The organism is Cytobacillus sp. FSL K6-0265 (assembly GCF_038003465.1).
Lineage (GTDB): Bacteria > Bacillota > Bacilli > Bacillales > Cytobacillaceae > Cytobacillus > Cytobacillus stercorigallinarum.
In genome coordinates, this window is sequence record NZ_JBBOPE010000001.1 from 1,732,585 (window position 1) to 1,752,963 (window position 20,379).

Below are 20,379 nucleotides of genomic sequence, written 5' to 3' on the forward strand. Positions count from 1 at the left end.
GCTAAATGAATCAGAATTTCTCCGTTACTTTTATGAGTTTTTTTCATATTTAGTTATGTGTATTCACCCAATGCTACTGATTTTCTGTAGCTATTTACAAGTAGAGGGTAGGTTGTGATATCCAACCAGAGCGATGGCGAAAATTGTCTTTTCCGCTAACTAACCAGTGTTATTTTTAGCTTAAACAGCACAAAAACTTATTTGACTATAACCTTAAACAAACTAAGCGCTGCTTTTATCGCTTGTCATAAATGATTGGTGGTTGGCTAAAGTCAAGTTTTAAAAGCTGCTGTTGTTGTGGAGAATTTGCTGCCAGTGCATATATTCTAGTTGCTTTAAGGTCTAGAGCTAATGACTCCCGATTTTTTTCGGAGACTTTAGAAATGAGTGGAAGCTTAAACTCACCTTTATGTTGATTTAAATAGACTCGCCCTTTTGATGACATGCCAAGTAAGCGAAGATATTCAGCTTCCTCTATATGCGACATGGATTGTTTACTCACATGGATAAGAATATACAAACAAATTCTTTGAATGCGTGTCCATGTATACCGTTTTGTTTTCACTGCTTCCATAAATGCTTGAAAAGAAGTTGAAGTCTTACTCGCCTCGATTAAACGAAATTCGATCCCTTCTTCAACCTCATATATTTCTCTAAGTTGAGCAGGTGACGAACTAAGCAAGCGGTACTGTAGCATAGGCCAATATCGTTCCCAATGATGCAGAACTCCATATTTTTTATAATACGAATGCAAGGCATCATATGAGGTTCTCGGCATATATTTAAAAGTTTCTTCTATATTTGGTTCTTGAGAAAATATCTTTTTTCTGATGCTTGTAGCACTTGCAATTGTTGATGCATTAAAGTCTTCATCGTGATACTCCGCATTCTTTCTGGCGATTGTGGTTGGCTCCATTTTCGCATTTTGTTGCTTTATAGCTTTTATGTATTGGAAACCAAGAATATTATTCGGTTTTGTTAAATCCACTATTTCTTCATCGATGGCCAATTGTAATTGTTGGAAAGCAAGAGATGCAGCTTTAGGATAACTATAGCCTTCTTTACTATAATGTTTAAGCAGTTGGTTATACTCAATTTCATGTTTCTGTAACCCGTGATAAGTTGATAAAAATGGCTGTATATTCCCTTGTTCACTACCAAATGATAAATATTGACATAGTGTAGCTTCGAGTATTGATATGGCTCCTTTTGCAAATATATCTGCTTGAGATGTCGCAAATGAGAAAGGCAGTTCAAAAACAAGGTCACAGCCACCAGCTAAGGCCATTTCTGCTCGCGTCCACTTTGATACGATTGCCGGCTCTCCTCTTTGCAGGAAGTTACCACTCATCACACAAATCACCACGTCTGCACCTGTTTCCTTTTTTGCTTGCTCTACTTGATAGGCATGCCCATTATGAAAAGGATTATATTCAACGACAATACCGACAGCTTTCATTTGTTAACCACTCCTTCTTATTTTAATTATAAATGAAGAAATAAAATTTCACTAATGGTTCCATAAATCGACGATAAAGGTTTGCAAATTGAATAAAATTGGTTACAATACTAAGAGAAAATGAGATAAATGATTCTCTTTTCAATAACCTTCTGACTGTAAAGAAAAAATATTGACAAATAATTATATGAAAGCTATAATTACCTTTGTTGCCTTGGGGTGATTTATATGAAATGGACTTTAAGTCAGTTACAGAAGTATCGAAGCAAGGACTTCCCCTTTGATGAAATCGTCAATGTTGATGAATTAGTCAAAATGGATAATGAAATCAGAGATGCCTCACCAATGAGAATTACTGGTCGAGCAGATATTGATTCTGAGAAAGTGATTGTCCATTTTAAAATGGAAGGTCATTTGATTCTCCCTTGTTCGCGCACGTTGGTTGACGTTAAATATCCAATTAATGTGGAAACAATTGAAACATTCCTCTTGAAAGCTAGCGATTATGAAACTGAAGAGGAAGTTCATCAAGTACAAGGTGATGTAATAGACATGATGCCTATTATTCATGAAATTCTTGTGCTTGAGGTCCCTATGCAAGTATTCTGCGATGATAGCGGTGAAGAGGGCGCTCCTCAATCAGGAAAAGATTGGGAGGTCATTTCCGAGCAAGAGAAAACGGAAAAGATTGATCCACGTCTTGCTGGACTTGCTCAGCTACTTAATCAAAAGGATTCTTCTGATTCATAACTGGAAGAAAACAGTGAAAGCTGGTCTTAATAATTTTTTCTTCATAGTGTATGTTCAAAATATAGAGAGGTCTTTTCTACTCTATTGTATTAATAGAAGTTAATCCTCAAGTTTGAACGACTCTAAATCTCTATAAGGAGGTGGGAATAATGGCTGTACCTTTTAGAAGAACATCTAAAACTGCAAAAAGACAACGTCGTACCCATTTTAAATTACAGGTTCCTGGTATGGTAGAATGCCCAAATTGTGGTGAAATGAAACTTTCACACCGCGTTTGTAAAGCTTGTGGAACTTACAAAGGAAAAGAAGTTGTAAACAACTAATTTTTCATATGACAAAACGCTGGAGCAATAAAAGCTTCAGCGTTTTTTCTATTGTCTGTTGTCAACTGTTTCTGGCATAGTAATGAAGAAACAAAAGAATTGAATATAGGGATCTACAGCGGAGTATCCTATAAAAATTTTAATAAATATTCAAGGTTTATAAAGCAATGGAGCAAAAAGCTATGCATAATTTATCCCTAATTATCTTTGTTACATTATACTTTTTAAAGGAGATCTGATAATAATGAGCAGTTACCTAATACATAAGGAAGAAAATTTGCTTGTATTCACGATTACTAGAGAACATAAGAGAAATGCCATTAATTATGAGGTAATGGATGGTCTGCTTAAAGTAATTGAAATGACTAAACAAGAAGCAAACATAAAAGGGTTGGTCATCACTGGAGAAGGAGAGAGAGCCTTTTGTTCTGGTGGCGACTTATCTGCTTTTCAAAATCTGATCACTGAAGAAGAAGCATTTAACATGCTATCTAAAATGTCAAAGATTTTATATAAGCTCACTACACTCAACAAACCGACAATTGCCCTTATAAATGGAACTGCAGTAGGTGGTGGATGTGAACTGGCTACAGCATGTGATTTCCGCATTGCTAAAAAAGGAACAAAAATGGGCTTTATTCAAGGTACTTTAGCTATTACTACAGGTTGGGGCGGAGGTAGTATATTGTTGGAGAAGCTGGAGAATGAAGTTGCTTTAAAGTTACTGATGGAAGCTAGACCAAACGCGGCAGAAGACTTGTATAAAAAAGGTTTTATTCATGCTATTTATGATCAAGTGAATATGGAGGTAGTGCAAGAATTCTTTGCCAACATTAATAGAATTCATACAGATGTTTTATCTGCCTATAAAGAGATCCTTGTTCGTAAGTGGAAGGTCACACAATTAGAAAAAAGAATGGAAGAAGAAGTTCATACTTGCTCGATTCTTTGGAGTAAGGAAAGTCACCATCAAGCGGTAAATACATTTTTAACAAAAAATAAGTAAATAAAGAAAACGACTGAATATCCCATGTTTAAGTCTATCTTTTCTAGTATAAGCATAAGATGAAATAAAAACACTACTAGGAGGGGTTAGGGATGTCTTCTACTCGTCAAGATGCGTGGTCACAAGATGAAGATGTTTTACTAGCTGAAGTCGTTCTTCGCCAAATAAGAGGTGGAGGAACACAACTTCAAGCATTTGAAGAAGTGGGTAAAAAGTTATCAAGAACAGGTGCTGCCTGTGGGTTTCGCTGGAACTCATATGTAAGAAAGCAATATAAGAAAGCAATTGAAGTAGCAAAGAAACATCGGAAAGAATTAAAGAATCGTAAAAAAGACCCAGCACCATCATCATTGGTTGTTGAAGAGGCAGCAAAAGAAAAACAAGTATCAACAAGCCTCCCGCAATTAAGCTTTAATGAAATTGTAGAGAGCCTTAAATCTGTATATGAACAAGCAGAAAATGCTCATTCTGCTGAAAAAAACACATTATCTCATTATGAGGGGAAAATTACTTCTTTAGAAAAACAAACTTATTATTTAGCTGCTGAGAATGAAAGATTATTAAAAGAAATACAAACATTGGAGCAGGATTATAAGGCGCTTGTAGAAATAATGGAAAAAGCAAGAAAAATGGTTGTACTAAAAACCGACGATCGCGAAAAAAATGTGCGTGTATAATTTCTATTACCCTATTACGAACAATGATATGTATACTTAAGTTTCCTTATAAAGTTTATTTTATATTATAAATAAAAGAGCACTCCATTTATATTCGGAGTGCCTTTTTATGTTTATTCGTCTTCTTTTAATGATTCCTTTACCATACCCTCTGGAAACCATAGAACAGGGTTTTCCCCTAAATCCCTATCCATATCATATTGAGCTGAAGTGAAGCCCATCTTTTCCCAGAATTCCTTTGACTTAATTCTTGTGTTCGTCTTAATAGGTAGGTTAAAGCTCTTGGCAAAGTTAACAAGTGCTGATCCATAACCTTTTGATTGATAATCCTTCAACACTTCAAGCTTCCAAAGTTCTAAATAATCATGAGAAGGTTGGAAGTAACGGTCGAATTTGGCTTCTACTTTATAAAGACTCATGCGGGCAACGAGTAGGTCTCCGAAGTAAATACCATAAAAAGGTGATTGGCTTCCGTTTTCTATAATATTGCCTTCGAGATCCTCGAGCATTGATAATTCTTGAAGACCATATTCTTTAAACTTTTTAAAATCTTCTAAGGTTCTGTAATTTACTTTTAGTCTTTCAACTTTATAGCTCATGATTCATCCCCCTAAAACACTTATGTAATTTATTGAATGCGCTTACTGTCTATCATTATATAACAATATTAAGAAAATTTCTTTAGTAAACTGTTATTCTTTTATCATTCAAGGCATAAAAATGTATTGTTCAAAAATAAACGTAAGCGTTTTCAATAAAAAAGAAGGAAAAAGAGAGAACCTTGTAGAAATAGAGAATATTGCGATAAATTATATTTATTTGCATTTGTATTAATGTAGTAACGAACGAAGGGAGACTAAATGATTGCAGAAAATATTAATTGCCAATAGAGGAGAAATTGCCTTAAGAATTATTAAAACTTGTAAAGCACTGGGAATCGAAACGGTCGCAATATACTCAGAGGCAGATGAAGGGATGCCATTTGTTATCGAGGCAGATCAAGCATTTCTGATTGGGCCACCGCCAGTTAATCAATCTTATTTAAATGTTGAGAAAATCATTCAAATAGCTTTGGCAGAGAAGGTTGATGCTATTCATCCAGGCTATGGTTTCTTATCTGAGAATGCTGATTTTGCTAGAAAAATTCATGCAGCGGGCATTATTTTTATTGGACCGAACCCTGACACAATTGAAAAAATGGGAGATAAGATTATTTCTAGGCAAACGATGGAAAAAGCTGGCGTACCTATTGTGCCCGGTAGTCATAGTGGTGTTGTAACGGTTGAAGCTGCTCTTGCTTTAGCTGAAACATATGGTTACCCTATTATGCTTAAGGCAAGTGGAGGCGGCGGTGGAATCGGTATGGTGCGCTGTGAAACTGAGCAAGCGCTCAAAAGTGCCTTCACCTCGACAAAATCAAGAGCGAAAGCATACTTTGGCAGTGATGAAGTATTCGTAGAAAAGTGTATAGAGGGTAGCCGTCATATTGAGGTACAAATATTTGGTGATGATAAGGGCCAGATTGTTAGCTTATTTGAAAGAGATTGTTCTATTCAAAGAAGACATCAGAAAGTCATTGAAGAATCGCCTAGCCCCTCTCTATCAATGAAAACGAGGGAGAAGATGCTTGAGACTGCTATTAAAGCAGGTGAGGCAGTAGGATATAAAAATGCTGGTACCGTTGAATTTATCGTCGATGCGGATGAGAATTTCTACTTTCTAGAAATGAACACACGTCTCCAAGTCGAGCATCCTGTCACAGAACAAATAACGGGGATAGACTTGGTAGAATGGCAAATAGATATTGCTAAAGGAAAAGAACTTCCTCTTAAGCAAAGTGAAATTAAATCAGTGGGGCATGCGATGGAGTTCCGCTTGTATGCAGAAGACCCTGTTACATTTATGCCTTCGCCTGGTACGATTAGCCAATTAAAATGGGGAAACCCTGACGGTGTTCGCATTGATTATGGTTATGTTGAAGGTTCTAAAGTAACCCCATTTTACGATCCAATGATTGCGAAATGTATTATCACGGGCAAGAACCGAGAGGAAACCTTACAAAAAGCAGCACAATTTTTCGAGGAACTAGAAATTTCTGGTATCAAAACGAATGCCCCGTTGTTTGTAGAAATTTTAGATGATCAAGATTTTAGTAAAGGTCAATATACAACTGATTTTTTAAAAAATAAACCATTAATGAAAAAACAGTAATACAACCCCAAGGAGGAAAAGAAAATGAAAGAAATCGTAGCAAATATGGCAGGTACAGTTCTTAATGTGTTAGTTGCAAATGGAGATGAAATTACTGCAGGTCAAGAAGTACTTGTCTTAGAAAGTATGAAAATGGAAATTCCGATTGAGAGCAATCAAGGCGGTAAGGTAGCTGAGTTAAAAGTTAATATTGGTGATTTTGTGAATGAAGGCGATTCTTTATTAGTTTTAGAATAAGGAGAGATAAACATGACAACGATACAAACACTAACAAACGATTTAAAAGAGAGACGAAAAAAAATTGAAGCGGGCGGTGCGCCTAAATACCATGAAAAGCTTGAAGGTCAAAATAAATTATTTGCCCGAAAGCGTTTGGAACTATTATTGGATGATGGTTTTTACGAAGAAGATGGTAAGTTTGCTAACTGTAGTGAGGAAGGATTGCCAGCTGATGGTGTCATCACGGCAGTAGGAAAGATTAATGGACGCACAGTTTGTGTGATGGCGAATGATTCAACTATTAAAGCAGGATCATGGGGAGCTAGAACAGTTGAAAAGATTATTCGTATTCAAGAAACAGCGGAAAAACTTAAAGCTCCTTTGCTTTATTTAGTAGATTCAGCTGGTGCAAGAATAACCGATCAATTAGATATGTTTCCAAACCGAAGAGGTGCGGGGAGAATTTTTCATAATCAAGTAAAACTTTCTGGTGTTGTCCCTCAAGTTTGTTTACTATTTGGACCATCGGCAGCAGGCGGCGCCTATATTCCCGCTTTTTGTGATATTGTTATTATGGTTGACGGCAATGCTTCTATGTATTTAGGGTCACCAAGAATGGCGGAAAAAGTCATTGGGGAAAAGGTTACCCTAGAAGAAATGGGCGGAGCAAGAATGCATTGTTCTGTTAGTGGTTGTGGGGATTACTTAGCATACAGTGAGGAAGAAGCGATTACGGTCGCACAAAACTACTTATCTTATTTTCCGGGGAATTTTCAAGAATTACCGCCGACTAAAGAACCTGTAGCACCTAAAACTGGTAAGTCTTTAGAAGAGATCATTCCTGTGAATCAAAATGCCCCATTTGATATGTATGAATGTATTGAACAACTAGTTGATGAGAATAGTTTTTTTGAAATGAAGAAATTATTCGCAGCTGAACTTATTACCGGAATAGCGAGAATAGATGGAAAACCAGTCGGAATTATCGCAAATCAGCCAAAGGTTAAGGGCGGCGTTCTTTTTGTTGACTCGGCTGACAAAGCAGCAAAGTTTATCTCACTATGTGATGCCTATCATATTCCATTGTTATTTTTAGCGGATGTTCCAGGGTTTATGATTGGCACTAAAGTTGAAAGAGCAGGAATTATTAGACATGGCGCAAAGTTAATTGCTGCAATGAGTTCTGCGACAGTACCTAAGATTTCAGTTATTGTAAGGAAAGCTTACGGTGCAGGGTTATATGCGATGGCGGGGCCAGCCTTTGAACCAGATTGCTGTATTGCCTTACCAACTGCTCAAATAGCTGTTATGGGACCTGAGGCTGCAGTCAATGCTGTTTACTCTAATAAGATTAATGAAATTGAAGATATGAAAGAGCGCATTGCGTATGTACAAGAAAAACAAAAAGAATATAAGGAAACAATTGATATTTATAAACTGGCATCGGAACTCATTATAGATGATATTATCGCTCCAGACGAGCTTAGAAGTGCCCTTATTAATCGCTTTGAGTTATACGCTACAAAAGATATACCAATCGTTTCTAGAAAACATCCAGTAAATCCAGTTTAAAGACAAATACCCTGACCTTTCTTAGGAGAGTATCAGGGTTTTTTCCTTTCTTGGAGATGTACAATCTACTATTTGTTCTTATCAGTGCTAATGTTTAAGTTTTGTTTTCTTAATTGATTGATAAACTCAGTTTTGTTTTTAGGTGAAATGGCAATTGTTTTGAACTTCCCATAATTAATTTCAAGTTTATCGATAGACAAAGCAGGATCTGTAAACGGGTTTTTAGTTTCCGTAACGCTGTGAATATCAGCTATCTTGATTTTCCACCTAAAAGGCCCATATTGAATAGTAAGAACATCTTTTTTAATTGAATACCCTGTCTTAAACCAAATCCACAGCAGACAAAATCCAATGAGCGATAAAGTAATAATTTTTATCCATTGTTTATCTAAGAACGATGGGCTTATCCAAACTCCGAAGTTTGGAAAGAAAATGGGTGGTATAATGAAAAACAATGCACATAACCAATAGATGATTGACAACCATAAATCTTTCTTTGATGGAAAATACATATAATCATTTCCTTTCGTTATTATGCTATACGCTTTTCTTGTTTAACCGGTTTCGTAAATTTTGAAAAACTCATAAGTAAGTTCGGAGTGGCTCGCACCCTTATTTTTTATAAGGTAAACGAATGCACTTTTTTATCTCTATCGTGTTTATTTTGAGTGTGGAATCTTTGAGCAATGATTATGGATAGTAGCCCTCCAAACAAAAAAAAGAAAAATATATGAAACTTTTAAGAAAAAAAGAATCGTCTCACCTTTCTAGAATGAAATTTGCTAAAATGAGACTAAATACATTGTAAGTGAAGTGATAATGATGAAAATTGGGATTATTGGCGGAGGTTCTATCGGACTATTATATGCCTTTTATTTAAATCAACAACATGAGGTTACTCTTTATGTGCGTTCAGATGAGCAAAAGGACATTATCTCCTTAGAAGGTATCTTTTTAAATACGAAAGAAAATCGGAGGAATGAACGTATTCATGTTGAATATATACATAATTGGAAAGGGCAAGACGAGATTACCTTTGTTGCTGTAAAAGAATATCACCTTGACCCACTCCTTGCCACTCTTAGCATACATACAAAAACGGTATTTATTTTTCTGCAAAATGGTATGGGTCATTTAGAAAAGCTCGAACGGTTAAAAAATCAACAAGTCTATATTGGTACAGTAGAACATGGTGCACTAAAGGTAAATAAAAATGAAGTGAACCATACGGGAATGGGGGTAACAAAGCTTGCTCCTTTAATGGAAAATGCTGAACCCACCCTACTGTCGAATGTAGTGGCTAATAGCGAAGATTTTCCGTTTGTGCTTTATCATAACTATGAGGAAATCATGCTGAAGAAATTAGTTGCCAATGCTGTGATTAACCCTTTGACAGCAATTTTAAAGATAAGAAATGGCTTACTAATTGAAGACCCATCTTATTTTAAAGTATTTAAAATCTTATTAACAGAAGTAACAGCTGCGCTTTCAATTAAAGAGAGTCAAGAGATCGAAACATATGTTGAATCAATTTGTAGAAAGACTGCTCATAATCACTCATCTATGTTCAAAGATATTGTTGAAGGCAGGAAAACAGAAGTTGATTCCATTGTTGGTTATTGTCTTAATCAAGCAAAAAAAAGTCAAGAGAGTGTACCATTATTAACATCTTGTTATTTTATGATCAAGGGGATGGAAAAAAAGGGGGAGAACGATTGAGTGTATTTTTATCCTCGATGATTGCGACATTTATTACTATACCATTTCTAGGGTATTTGCTCGTTTTTATCATTTGTAAACAAGTGACGAAAAAGCATAAGAAGTCTGTACATCTAGCTCTTGATATTACCACATTGTTGCTCATTCTCTCTGTTCACTTTATGATAGCTTCAATTTGGAATCGTTCGTACATTTGGTTGATTTTTCTTTTCCTTATTACTACTGCTATACTTTATCTTTTGTATTATTGGCGGGTAAAGCAAGAAATCGATTACAGTAAATTGTTCAAAGGATATTGGCGCATTAATTTTTTGTTTTTTCTTACTGCTTACGGTGTTTTGATAGTAATTGGTATTTTTAACAGTATAAGTTATTTGGTATTTTAAAAAGGCTCTTTAGTTGGCTAAGGAAATATATTATCATTATGAATGATGAAATCAAAAGAAGTTAAAATCTAGCTCATCATAAGCAAAGTTTTTTTCTTTTCTTTTCTGACAATGCTATACTCATAAAGATACTTGGAAAATGTGTTTAGAAAGGAAGTTCATAGATGGAGATTTTGCATCTCACAATACCGGCCACTAATCGGTTTGCAACAGAGTATACTGCTCAAGATGAGAAAATTCAGCCATACTTCCACTACCGTTATAATCATAATAGTGATTTAAAGAGACGTATAGAAGAACTTGGTCAGAGAAATTTTTCACGAGATAAGCTAGTAAGTCATATAAGTGATTTCATGAGTAGCTTTCCAACATCTGAGAAAGTACAAGAATCTCTTAAAAAACTAAATGATGATAAAAGTGTAGTTGTTATTGGAGGGCAGCAGGCAGGTATAATGACTGGACCACTTTATTCCATACATAAAGTCATTTCTATCATTGCCTTTGCTAAGGAAAAAGAGCGGGAATTAAATGTTCCTGTTGTACCTGTTTTTTGGATTGCTGGTGAGGATCATGATTATCAAGAGGTAAACCATATTTATTGTTGTGAAAACAACCAAATGAAAAAGCAGGTGTACCCAGAATCACCGAATGATAAAACGATGGTATCAAATATCGCTATTGATTCAGATGTTTGTATCAAGTGGGTTGACGAAATCATTGAGTCATATGGTGAAACCGCATTTACAAAAGATATTATGTCGTTCATCCATAAGGCTATAGAACAATCGAAAACATATGTAGACGTATTCGCCCATTTAATTATGGGGATGTTTAAAGAACATGGTCTGTTATTGGTTGATTCAGGTAATGCGCAATTAAAACAATTGGAAAAGGGCATATTAGCTGAGCAAATCAAAGCTGCGACAAAAATGACAACAGCTGTGCTTGAAAATCAACAGAGATTACAAGCTGATGGTTATGCTAAGATGTTAGAAATCAGTGAAACTGCTGCTAATCTCTTCTATTATGATGAAGTTTTTAAAGAGAGAATCCTACTTGATTACAATCATCAAACCCAATTGTTTGTAAATACAGATGCTAAAATAAGCTTCACATTAGAAGAAATGCTAATGATGGCTGAAACAACACCTGAGAAATTGAGTAATAATGTTGTTACAAGACCTTTAACACAGGAATTACTTTTCCCTACATTAGCGTTTATTGCTGGACCAGGGGAAATCGCCTACTGGGCAGAACTGCAAAAAGTGTTTGAGCAGTTCTCTTTAAAAATGCCGCCACTAGTTCCACGCTTGAATTTCACGATTTTAGAGAGAGCAATTGAATCGGAAATGAAAGAGCTTGGATTATCATTAGAAGATGTATTAATAAATGGCACTGAAGAACGAAAGGATCAGTTTCTCCAATCCGTCCAAAGTAAAGAACGAGATGAAATTTTAAACGAATTACAAGCGAAACTAGAAGATTCTTACAAACAGTTATTAACTTATACTTCAGAGCAAGAAAAGGGTATGTACCCACTCGTAGAAAAGAATCAAGCACTTGTGCAAAAGCAAATTGCATTTATACAAACTAAATTTAAACAATCGACAGAGCAAAAATATACAAATATACTCTCGAAATTTGATCGTATTCAATCTTCGGTAAAACCAGACGGTAACCCACAAGAAAGGGTATGGAATGGACTTTATTTTATCAACAAGTACGGTTTATCATTCTTCTCCCGAATTCTCGATCAGGAACTACCGTTTGATGGTACGCATAAAGTGATTAAGGTATAAAGCAAAAGACTTAATTCCTTCTCAATATAGAGGAGGGTTTAAGTCTTTTTTTTGTGCAGAACAGCCAAAGTACAGGAAGAAGTTTAAGGCTAGGCGAACAACAAAGAGAATCTTTTTAAGTTAGGCGTAATTGATATGCCTTTGTCGATTTTTAAAATGTGTGACTAAAGAAACATCTTCTTTTGACAATTCTCTTTCAACTTTATTCATTTTGAAAGAGATAAGCCGAAAAAAGCAAATATTTTTGTAAAAAGATAGCGAAAGAAAAATATTTGAAAAGTAAAAAAACAGCAGGAATTTATTGGACATAAGCGAATCATTTAAAATAGTGGAGGAAAGTGGGGGAATGTGGTACATTTGTGTTAGAAAGTGGGTGAAGCGGGTATGTTTATGGGAGAATACCATCATAATGTTGATACGAAGGGCCGCTTAATCGTACCCGCTAAATTTCGTGAGAACTTAGGAGAGATATTTGTATTAACACGAGGTTTGGATCAATGTTTATTTGGTTATCCCTTAACAGAATGGAAAGAGCTTGAAGAGAAACTAAAAGCTTTACCCATGACAAAAAAGGACGCCCGCGCTTTTACCCGATTCTTCTTCTCGGGTGCAACAGAATGTGAAATTGACAAACAAGGACGAGTAAATATCGCTTCCCCACTAATGCAATATGCAAAATTAGACAAAGAATGTGTCGTATTAGGTGTTTCCAACCGAATTGAGATTTGGAGTAGAAGCCTTTGGGAAGAATATTTTGCAGAGTCAGAAGAATCTTTTGCTGAAATTGCAGAAAATATGATTGGCTTTGATATTTAAGCAAGGCTGAACCCGAATGAATACATAAGGGGACTTTTACACACGATTACAGGTTGGGAAGGATGAGCAACAATGTTTAATCATACAACAGTACTTTTAAAAGAGACAGTAGATGGACTAAATGTGAAAGAAAATGGGATTTACGTAGATTGTACTTTAGGTGGAGCAGGGCATAGTGAATATTTATTATCACAGCTCTCAAGTGAAGGAAGATTATTCTCTTTTGACCAAGATGAAACGGCAATTGACAATGCGAAGGAGAAACTTGCTAAGTACAGCGGGCAAGTGACACTGGTAAAAAGTAATTTTAGTCATTTAAAGGAAGAATTGAATGCAAGAGGGATTTCTGAAGTGGATGGTATTTTGTATGACTTAGGTGTTTCATCCCCGCAATTGGATACACCGGAAAGAGGTTTTAGTTATCATCATGACGCTCCGCTCGATATGAGAATGGACAAGCAAGCGGAGATCTCAGCCTATGATGTTGTCAACCATTGGTCATATAATGAACTTGTGAAAATCTTTTTTAAATATGGTGAAGAAAAATTTTCTAAACAAATTGCAAGGAAAATTGAGTTAGCGAGAGAAAAAGCGCCGATAAAAACAACAGGTGAATTAGTAGATTTGATTAAGGAAGGCATACCTGCCCCAGCTAGAAGAAAAGGGGGTCATCCAGCTAAGCGGATTTTCCAAGCGATACGCATTGCTGTAAATGATGAATTAGGGGTGTTTGAGCAATCATTAGAGCAAGCGATGGGCTTGCTAAAAAGTGGCGGAAGAGTAAGCGTAATTACGTTCCACTCGTTAGAAGATCGTATTTGTAAAGCGGCGTTTAAAGAGGCCAGCTCAACACCAGACCTACCACCGGGATTGCCAGTTATTCCTGATGAATATCAACCTAAGATGAAATTAGTGAACAGAAAACCTATTATTCCATCTGAAGAGGAGTTATCTCATAATAATCGATCTCGTTCAGCTAAACTCAGGATTATAGAAAAAATATAAAATAAAAGATACACATTCAGGAGGGGAAATATGGAGAATGTAGCTCGTAAACTACAGCAAGAACAACATGTATCTAATCAGCCGGCTCAAGCGCCAAAAAAGAAAATAAAAGATCGTAAATCATTGCTCTCGCCTGGAGAAAAAATAATGGGTATTGTATTTGCGGGCGCAGTTTTCTTTGGCGCCACAACAATTATTTCAAATCAAGCAGGTTTATATGAAGTAAATGCGGAAATTCAAGACACGCAAAAAGCGATCACTGAACAGCAAAGTGTGAATAGTGATTTAAAAATGCAAATTGAGGAATTAAGTCGTCCAGACCGTGTAAAACAAGCAGCTGAAAAATCTGGATTTGAAATGAATGAATCTCCAAAGGTTGTTGGTGGTGAGTAATGTATAAAAAGCAAAGAAATATGAATGTTGGAGCAGCGATATTGTTTATGATATTCAGTCTGCTCTTTTTTGTCTTGCTTTTCCGGTTTATCTCCATTCAAGTGACTGGTGAAGCGGGTGGTAAAGTCATTGCTGCACAAGCTGAACAGTTGTACCAAGGTTCAACAACTATTGAATCTAAACGCGGGACAATTTACGATCGTAATGGCAATGTCATTGCTGAAGATAGTACAGCTTACACTTTAGTTGCCGTCTTATCAGAAAAAATGACCAAGAATAAAGATAATCCCAAACATGTTGTGGAGCCAGATGAGACGGCAAAGCAATTAGCTGAAGTCATTGATATGGAAGAGTCTGAAATCTACGAAAGGTTAACGATCAATGAAAGGCGAGGGAAGGATGAACAGTTATTCCAGGTTGAATTCGGTCGTGCCGGTCAAAAATTAACAGTTAGTCAAAAGAAGAAAATAGAAGAGTTAGAATTGCCAGGTATTGTTTTTCAACCGCAAACCATTCGTTTTTACCCTAATGGAACTTTTGCTTCTCACCTTATCGGCTATGTTGATTCTGTCGAAGATGAAGAGGGAAAACTAGAAGACAAAGGAATTATGGGCTTAGAGAAGAGTTTGAATGATGCAATGTTAGGGAAAGATGGCAAGTTTTCTTATGAAAAAGATATTTGGGGCTACTTATTACCAAATGGTGAAGAGGTTGTAGAAAAAGCAGAAGACGGAAATGATGTATACTTAACTATCGATAATAAAATTCAAATATTTTTAGAAGAAGCAATGAGCAAAGTGAGTGAAAAGTATGACCCCGAAAAGATGGTGGCTGTTGTTGCTGACCCGAAAACGGGCGAAATTCTTGCGATGAGTCAACGACCTACATTTAATCCGGAAACACGGGAAGGCATTGACCAAACATGGCGTAATCTCGCTATTGAGGATTCGTTTGAACCAGGTTCAACAATGAAAGCTTTTACGTTAGCAGCAGCAATTGAGGAAGGGGTGTTTACGCCTAATGCAACGTTTGAATCTGGTACGTATAAAGTGACGGAAAAATCCCCACCAGTAAGAGACCATAATAATGGACAAGGATGGGGAGCAATTACGTATTTAGAAGGTATTCAACGTTCCTCCAATGTAGCGATAGCGAAAATGGTGAAAGATCAACTAGGTTATGAAACGTATCGAGAATACTTGACGAAATTTGGTTTTGAAGAACCGACCGGAATTGATTTGCCTAATGAAGCTGGGGGAAAAATTGTTTACGAATGGCCATTTGAAAAAGTAACAACGGCTTATGGTCAAGGAACCGCCATTACACCCATCCAACAAATACAAGCGGCGACTGCTATTGCCAGTGACGGGTCTATGAAACAGCCTCATGTGATAAATGAGATCATTAACCCGAACAATGATAAAGTGGTAAAAGAAGCAAAAGAGGAAATAAAAGGTCAACCGATCTCTGAAAATACAGCGAAGGAAGTAAGAAAGGTATTAGAAACGGTTGTCTCTTCTGAGAATGGAACAGGGCATAATCATTATCAAATTGATGGTTACAAAGTAGCTGGTAAAACAGGAACAGCTCAAATACCAAAAGAAGGTGGCGGCTATATAACGGGGAGAGAAAATTATGTGTTCTCGTTTTTAGGAATGGCACCGGCTGAAGACCCTGAATTACTTGTATATGTGGCTGTTCAGCAACCTGAGCTTGAAAATACAGAAACAGGTAGCGATCCTGTTTCAGAAATTTTTAAACCAGTCATGAAGAATAGCTTAAGTTACTTAAGTATTGAACCTACTGACTACGATAAGCTTCAAGTGAGTAAAGCGTTGAATTTTGAAGGAAAGTCTGTTGAAGAAGCGAAAAAATCATTGGAGAAAAATAGACTGCAGCCAATTATTATCGGTGATGGGAAAAAAGTTATTGAACAATCACCAGCTGCGACAGAAAGTGTGTTAGAAGGTGAAAAAGTTATTCTGAAAACGGATGGGAAGCTTACTGTCCCAGATTTAACTGGTTGGTCGATGAGAGATGTGATGAAGTTTGTTAAACTAACTAATCTTAAGCTTAACAGTGTCGGCAACGGTTTTGCAGTTCAGCAAAACCTAGCACCAGGAAGCGCTATAAAAGAAGATGAATATTTAATTGTTGATTTTCAACAAAGTGGAAAAAAAACCTCCGATACTGAGGGGGAAGAACTGAAAGATGATAAAAGTGCCAGCGAACAGTAGAAGTTAAAGAGCTTCTGTTCTAAAAATAATGTACAAGCATAAAATGGAACGAGCCAGATAAAAAAGGAGGGTTCGTTCCATTTATGCGTGTATCTAATGTAACCGTTCGAAAGAGATTAATTGCTGCATTATTTATTGGGTTATTTGTGTTTTTAATTATTGATGTTCGCTTGGGCTATGTCCAATTTTTTATAGGAAATGTTCTCACAGATGGGGCAAAGGAATTATGGAGTAGAAATATTCCTTTTGAGCCTGAAAGAGGAGAAATTGTTGATCGGAATGGAGTCGCTTTAGCTACTAATGTTAGTGCGCCAACGGTTTACGTTGTCCCGCGACAAATTCTCGAGCCTGACGATGCGGCTGAAAAGTTAGCCGCTACCCTTAATTTATCTAAAGAGAAAGTATTTGAAGAAATTACAGAGAAAAAATCGAGTGTAAGAATTACTGGTGGCCGGAAAATCACCCACGAAAAAGCAAAAGAAGTAAGATCATTAAATATAGATGGTGTATATATCGGTGAAGATTCTAAAAGGCATTATCCGTTTGGCGATTATTTATCCCATGTACTTGGTTTTGCTGGCGTTGATAATCAAGGATTGATGGGTCTAGAATTATACTACGATAAAGAACTAAGTGGAGAAAAAGGATCAGTTAAGTTTTATGCTAATGCAAAAGGGCAAAGAATGAATGATATGGCTGATGACTATCAGGCACCTGTTGACGGTGATACATTAAAGTTAACTGTTGATACGAAAGTACAAACAATTATTGAGCGAGAACTTGATAATGCTGAGGCTAAGTATAATCCAGATGGGTTAATAGCGATTGCAATGGATCCGAATACGGGGGAAATTCTCGGAATGTCTAGTAGACCGACATTTGACCCTGCTAATTTTCGTAATGTGTCTGCAGATGTGTATAATCGTAATTTACCTATTTGGAGCTCGTACGAACCAGGATCAACTTTTAAAATAATTACATTGGCAGCTGCATTGGAAGAGGGGAAAGTTGATCTAGATCATGATCATTTTCACGATCCGGGTTATGTCGAAGTAGGTGGAGCAAAGCTTCGCTGTTGGAAAAAAGGTGGACATGGTTCACAATCGTATTTAGAAGTGGTACAAAATTCTTGTAACCCAGGTTTCGTTAATCTTGGTGAACGATTAGGGAAAGAAACCTTATTTAAATACATTCATGATTTTGGCTTTGGAGAAAAAACGGGGATTGACTTGCAAGGAGAATCTACAGGAATACTATTTAACTTAGATAAGGTAGGGCCAGTAGAGCAAGCAACAACGGCATTTGGTCAAGGAGTATCAGTCACACCCATTCAACAAGTTGCCGCCATTTCTGCCGCCATTAACGGTGGCACATTGTATACACCATATATTGCTAAAGAAATCGTTGATTCTAAAACAGACGAGGTCATAAAACAAGTAACTCCGGAAGCGAAAAGAAAGGTAATATCAAAAGAAACATCAGCGGAAATTCGCAGAGCATTAGAAACTGTAGTTGCTCAAGGATCAGGTAAGAATGCGTTTGTTGAAGGATATAGAGTAGGTGGAAAGACAGGAACAGCTCAGAAGGCTCAAGGTGGTAAATATTTAGAAAACAACCATATCGTTTCCTTTATTGGTTTTGCACCAGCTGATGACCCTGAGATTGTCGTTTATACAGCTGTTGATAACCCGAAAGGCACAATCCAATTTGGTGGAGTTGTAGCCGCTCCGATTGTAGGTAACATTATTGGTGATAGCTTACGTGCCATGGGAGTTGAACCTAGGAAAGATCAAGTAGAAAAAGAGTATGCTTGGCCAGATACACCGCTTTTAGAAGTACCTGATTTAGTTGGTATTACAAAATTGGAGTTAGGTGAGATGATGATTAACCTTCAAATTGAAGCTAGTGGACAAGGAGATACGGTTGTGAAACAATCGCCTCTTCCTGGTACAAAAATCAAAGAAGGTTCAACCATTCGACTCTATTTCAATGATGAACAGCAAGATGATTCAGAAAAAGGCGGCGACTAAAAGCCGCCTTTTTCTAAGTTTATAATAATTCATGTCTAACAAAGTAGCCAGAAGTTGAGTCAAATGATTAGCAGGATGGAAATGGCGTATAATGAATGAAAAAAGGCTAGTTGTAGAACGAATGCCTTTATTTTTATAGAAAACTACCGATAAAACGAGGCAATTATGAGAAACTCATAGAAAATTATCGCTAAATCATGTAAAATATTATACGCCTATCACCTTTAACGCATAGGTTAGACAAAATGATCGTAAAAATGTTTTATGAGAAGTTTGTATGAGAGGAATGGAGTTTCATGAAATTACATACGTTGCTGCAAAAATTGCAACCTTACCTTCGATATAATGATGTAGAAAATATTGATATTCAATCGATTGAAAACGATAACCGCAAAGTAGAAGAAGGTAGCTTATTTGTTTGTATAAAAGGTTATACAGTTGATGGTCATGACTTTGCTGCTTCTGCTGTTGAAAAAGGAGCAGTAGCTGTTATTGCTGAGAAAGAGCTCTCATTAAAAGTACCTGTGATTGTAGTGAAGAGTACAAGAAGAGCGCTATCTTTATTGGCAGATGCATTTTACGGGCAGCCAAGTCAACAGTTACACTTAATAGGTGTGACAGGTACAAATGGAAAAACAACGACAACTCATATTATTGACAAAATTTTATCAGATGCTGGGCAAAAAACGGGCCTAATGGGCACAATGTATACTAAAATTGGTCAGCAAAAATATGAAATTAAAAACACAACGCCAGAGAGTCTTACTTTACAGAGAACATTTAAACAAATGAAAGATTCTGGTGTCACATCAGCAGTGATGGAAGTGTCATCTCATTCATTAGATGAGGGCAGAGTACATGGTTGTGATTTTGATGTAGCTGTATTTACAAATTTAACGCAAGACCATCTAGATTATCACCATACTATGGATGAATATCGTCGTGCGAAAGGTCTTCTGTTTGCACAACTAGGAAATGCCTATCATTATGATCGAGCAAAATATGCTGTCTTGAACGTAGATGATCCAGCGTCATATGATTATGAAAAATCAACTTCCGCATATATTCTTACATATGGAATCGATCGAGATGCGGATTTTCGGGCAAGAAATATAGAAATGAATGCTTCGGGGACCACTTTTGATTTAGATAGTCCCAACGGCAGCTATTCTCTTCATATTCAGTTAATAGGAAAATTTAGTGTGTATAATGTATTGGCAAGTATTGCTGCAGCTTTTGCTTCTAATATTTCTATGGAGCAAATTATCCAGTCCGTTGAAAGTGTAGCTGGCGTTGCAGGAAGATTCGAAACAGTAGATGCTCATCAAGATTTCACTGTTATTGTCGATTACTCTCACACGCCGGATAGTTTAGAGAATGCCTTAAAAACAGTGCAACAATTAGCAAAGAAAAGAATCTTTACTGTTGTCGGCTGTGGAGGAGATAGAGATCGTACGAAAAGGCCTTTAATGGCTCAAATTACTTGTAAACATAGTACAGATGCTATATTTACATCTGATAATCCCCGTACCGAGAACCCTGAAAGTATTTTAAAAGATATGGAAGCTGGTGTGAAAAACGAATCTTTTGTTTCAATTATTGACCGTAAAGAGGCGATTCAATATGCAGTGAATCAGGCAGAACCTGGGGATTGCATACTAATTGCAGGTAAAGGGCATGAAACATATCAAATAATTGGTCATGAACATTTTGATTTTGATGACCGATTAGTAGCAAAGGAAGCCATTGAACAAAAGATAGCAAGTAGTAAGTGACA

At 36.5% G+C, this 20,379-nt stretch carries 19 protein-coding genes; 16 read left to right on the forward strand and 3 right to left on the reverse strand.

What is annotated here, in order from left to right; genetic code table 11:
- Window positions 1-235 precede the first annotated feature (235 nt).
- Window positions 236-1,459, reverse strand: a complete 1,224-nt coding sequence (locus MHH73_RS08980; RefSeq protein WP_341066258.1) for a nucleotidyltransferase — start codon at window positions 1,457-1,459, stop codon at window positions 236-238.
- Between the two features lie 228 nt (window positions 1,460-1,687).
- Here MHH73_RS08980 and MHH73_RS08985 point away from each other — a divergent pair, with 228 nt between their 5' ends.
- The 4 genes from MHH73_RS08985 to MHH73_RS09000 all read left to right on the forward strand — a co-directional run bounded on the left by MHH73_RS08985 (window position 1,688) and on the right by MHH73_RS09000 (window position 4,215).
- Window positions 1,688-2,209, forward strand: coding sequence for a YceD family protein (locus tag MHH73_RS08985; RefSeq protein WP_191812420.1), 522 nt, complete (start codon window positions 1,688-1,690; stop codon window positions 2,207-2,209).
- A 149-nt stretch (window positions 2,210-2,358) separates the two neighbouring features.
- Window positions 2,359-2,532 (forward strand): 50S ribosomal protein L32, encoded by a 174-nt coding sequence (gene rpmF / locus MHH73_RS08990; protein WP_095369631.1) that lies wholly within the window; start codon window positions 2,359-2,361, stop codon window positions 2,530-2,532.
- Between the two features lie 244 nt (window positions 2,533-2,776).
- Window positions 2,777-3,538: an enoyl-CoA hydratase/isomerase family protein gene (locus MHH73_RS08995; protein ID WP_341066263.1), complete on the forward strand. Its 762-nt coding sequence runs from the start codon at window positions 2,777-2,779 to the stop codon at window positions 3,536-3,538.
- 92 nt (window positions 3,539-3,630) lie between these two features.
- Window positions 3,631-4,215 carry an RsfA family transcriptional regulator gene (locus tag MHH73_RS09000; RefSeq protein WP_341066265.1) on the forward strand — a complete coding sequence of 195 codons (585 nt, stop codon included), beginning with the start codon at window positions 3,631-3,633 and terminating at the stop codon, window positions 4,213-4,215.
- Window positions 4,216-4,328: 113 nt separating this feature from the next.
- Here MHH73_RS09000 and MHH73_RS09005 read toward each other — a convergent pair whose 3' ends face one another.
- Entirely contained in the window at window positions 4,329-4,814 is a 486-nt protein-coding gene (locus tag MHH73_RS09005; protein ID WP_191812414.1) for an N-acetyltransferase, read from the reverse strand.
- A 265-nt stretch (window positions 4,815-5,079) separates the two neighbouring features.
- On the opposite strand from MHH73_RS09005, the gene MHH73_RS09010 reads away from it, so the two are divergent.
- Genes MHH73_RS09010 through MHH73_RS09020 form a run of 3 tightly spaced genes read left to right on the forward strand, consistent with a single transcriptional unit; the run spans window position 5,080 to window position 8,217 of the window.
- Window positions 5,080-6,426, forward strand: a complete 1,347-nt coding sequence (locus MHH73_RS09010; protein WP_341066268.1) for an acetyl-CoA carboxylase biotin carboxylase subunit — start codon at window positions 5,080-5,082, stop codon at window positions 6,424-6,426.
- A gap of 24 nt (window positions 6,427-6,450) precedes the next feature.
- On the forward strand, window positions 6,451-6,663 hold the full coding sequence (locus MHH73_RS09015) for an acetyl-CoA carboxylase biotin carboxyl carrier protein subunit (protein WP_341066270.1): 213 nt from the start codon (window positions 6,451-6,453) through the stop codon (window positions 6,661-6,663).
- Between the two features lie 12 nt (window positions 6,664-6,675).
- Window positions 6,676-8,217 carry an acyl-CoA carboxylase subunit beta gene (locus MHH73_RS09020; protein ID WP_191812408.1) on the forward strand — a complete coding sequence of 514 codons (1,542 nt, stop codon included), beginning with the start codon at window positions 6,676-6,678 and terminating at the stop codon, window positions 8,215-8,217.
- A gap of 68 nt (window positions 8,218-8,285) precedes the next feature.
- Here MHH73_RS09020 and MHH73_RS09025 read toward each other — a convergent pair whose 3' ends face one another.
- Window positions 8,286-8,729 (reverse strand): PH domain-containing protein, encoded by a 444-nt coding sequence (locus MHH73_RS09025; protein WP_191812406.1) that lies wholly within the window; start codon window positions 8,727-8,729, stop codon window positions 8,286-8,288.
- 307 nt (window positions 8,730-9,036) lie between these two features.
- Between MHH73_RS09025 and MHH73_RS09030 the strand changes: the two genes are divergently transcribed.
- The 9 genes from MHH73_RS09030 to MHH73_RS09070 all read left to right on the forward strand — a co-directional run bounded on the left by MHH73_RS09030 (window position 9,037) and on the right by MHH73_RS09070 (window position 20,377).
- Window positions 9,037-9,936, forward strand: coding sequence for a 2-dehydropantoate 2-reductase (locus MHH73_RS09030; RefSeq protein ID WP_191812404.1), 900 nt, complete (start codon window positions 9,037-9,039; stop codon window positions 9,934-9,936).
- The gene (locus tag MHH73_RS09035) at window positions 9,933-10,322 is read left to right on the forward strand and encodes a DUF3397 domain-containing protein (protein WP_191812402.1); all 390 of its coding nucleotides are present in this window, start codon (window positions 9,933-9,935) and stop codon (window positions 10,320-10,322) included. Before MHH73_RS09030 ends, MHH73_RS09035 begins: the two co-directional genes overlap by 4 nt.
- 164 nt (window positions 10,323-10,486) lie before the next feature.
- Complete coding sequence (bshC, locus tag MHH73_RS09040) at window positions 10,487-12,121, forward strand: bacillithiol biosynthesis cysteine-adding enzyme BshC (RefSeq protein ID WP_191812400.1); 1,635 nt, start codon at window positions 10,487-10,489, stop codon at window positions 12,119-12,121.
- Window positions 12,122-12,505: 384 nt separating this feature from the next.
- Entirely contained in the window at window positions 12,506-12,937 is a 432-nt protein-coding gene (gene mraZ / locus MHH73_RS09045; RefSeq protein ID WP_191812398.1) for a division/cell wall cluster transcriptional repressor MraZ, read from the forward strand.
- Between the two features lie 72 nt (window positions 12,938-13,009).
- Window positions 13,010-13,942, forward strand: a complete 933-nt coding sequence (gene rsmH, locus MHH73_RS09050; RefSeq protein ID WP_191812396.1) for a 16S rRNA (cytosine(1402)-N(4))-methyltransferase RsmH — start codon at window positions 13,010-13,012, stop codon at window positions 13,940-13,942.
- 30 nt (window positions 13,943-13,972) lie between these two features.
- A complete protein-coding gene (gene ftsL / locus MHH73_RS09055) occupies window positions 13,973-14,335 on the forward strand; it encodes a cell division protein FtsL (RefSeq protein ID WP_095369620.1) in 363 nt (120 codons plus the stop codon).
- Window positions 14,335-16,572 carry a penicillin-binding protein gene (locus MHH73_RS09060; protein WP_341066281.1) on the forward strand — a complete coding sequence of 746 codons (2,238 nt, stop codon included), beginning with the start codon at window positions 14,335-14,337 and terminating at the stop codon, window positions 16,570-16,572. Before ftsL ends, MHH73_RS09060 begins: the two co-directional genes overlap by 1 nt.
- A gap of 83 nt (window positions 16,573-16,655) precedes the next feature.
- Complete coding sequence (locus MHH73_RS09065) at window positions 16,656-18,602, forward strand: stage V sporulation protein D (protein WP_341066283.1); 1,947 nt, start codon at window positions 16,656-16,658, stop codon at window positions 18,600-18,602.
- Window positions 18,603-18,898: 296 nt separating this feature from the next.
- The gene (locus MHH73_RS09070) at window positions 18,899-20,377 is read left to right on the forward strand and encodes a UDP-N-acetylmuramoyl-L-alanyl-D-glutamate--2,6-diaminopimelate ligase (protein ID WP_191812390.1); all 1,479 of its coding nucleotides are present in this window, start codon (window positions 18,899-18,901) and stop codon (window positions 20,375-20,377) included.
- The last annotated feature ends 2 nt before the right edge of the window (window positions 20,378-20,379 follow it).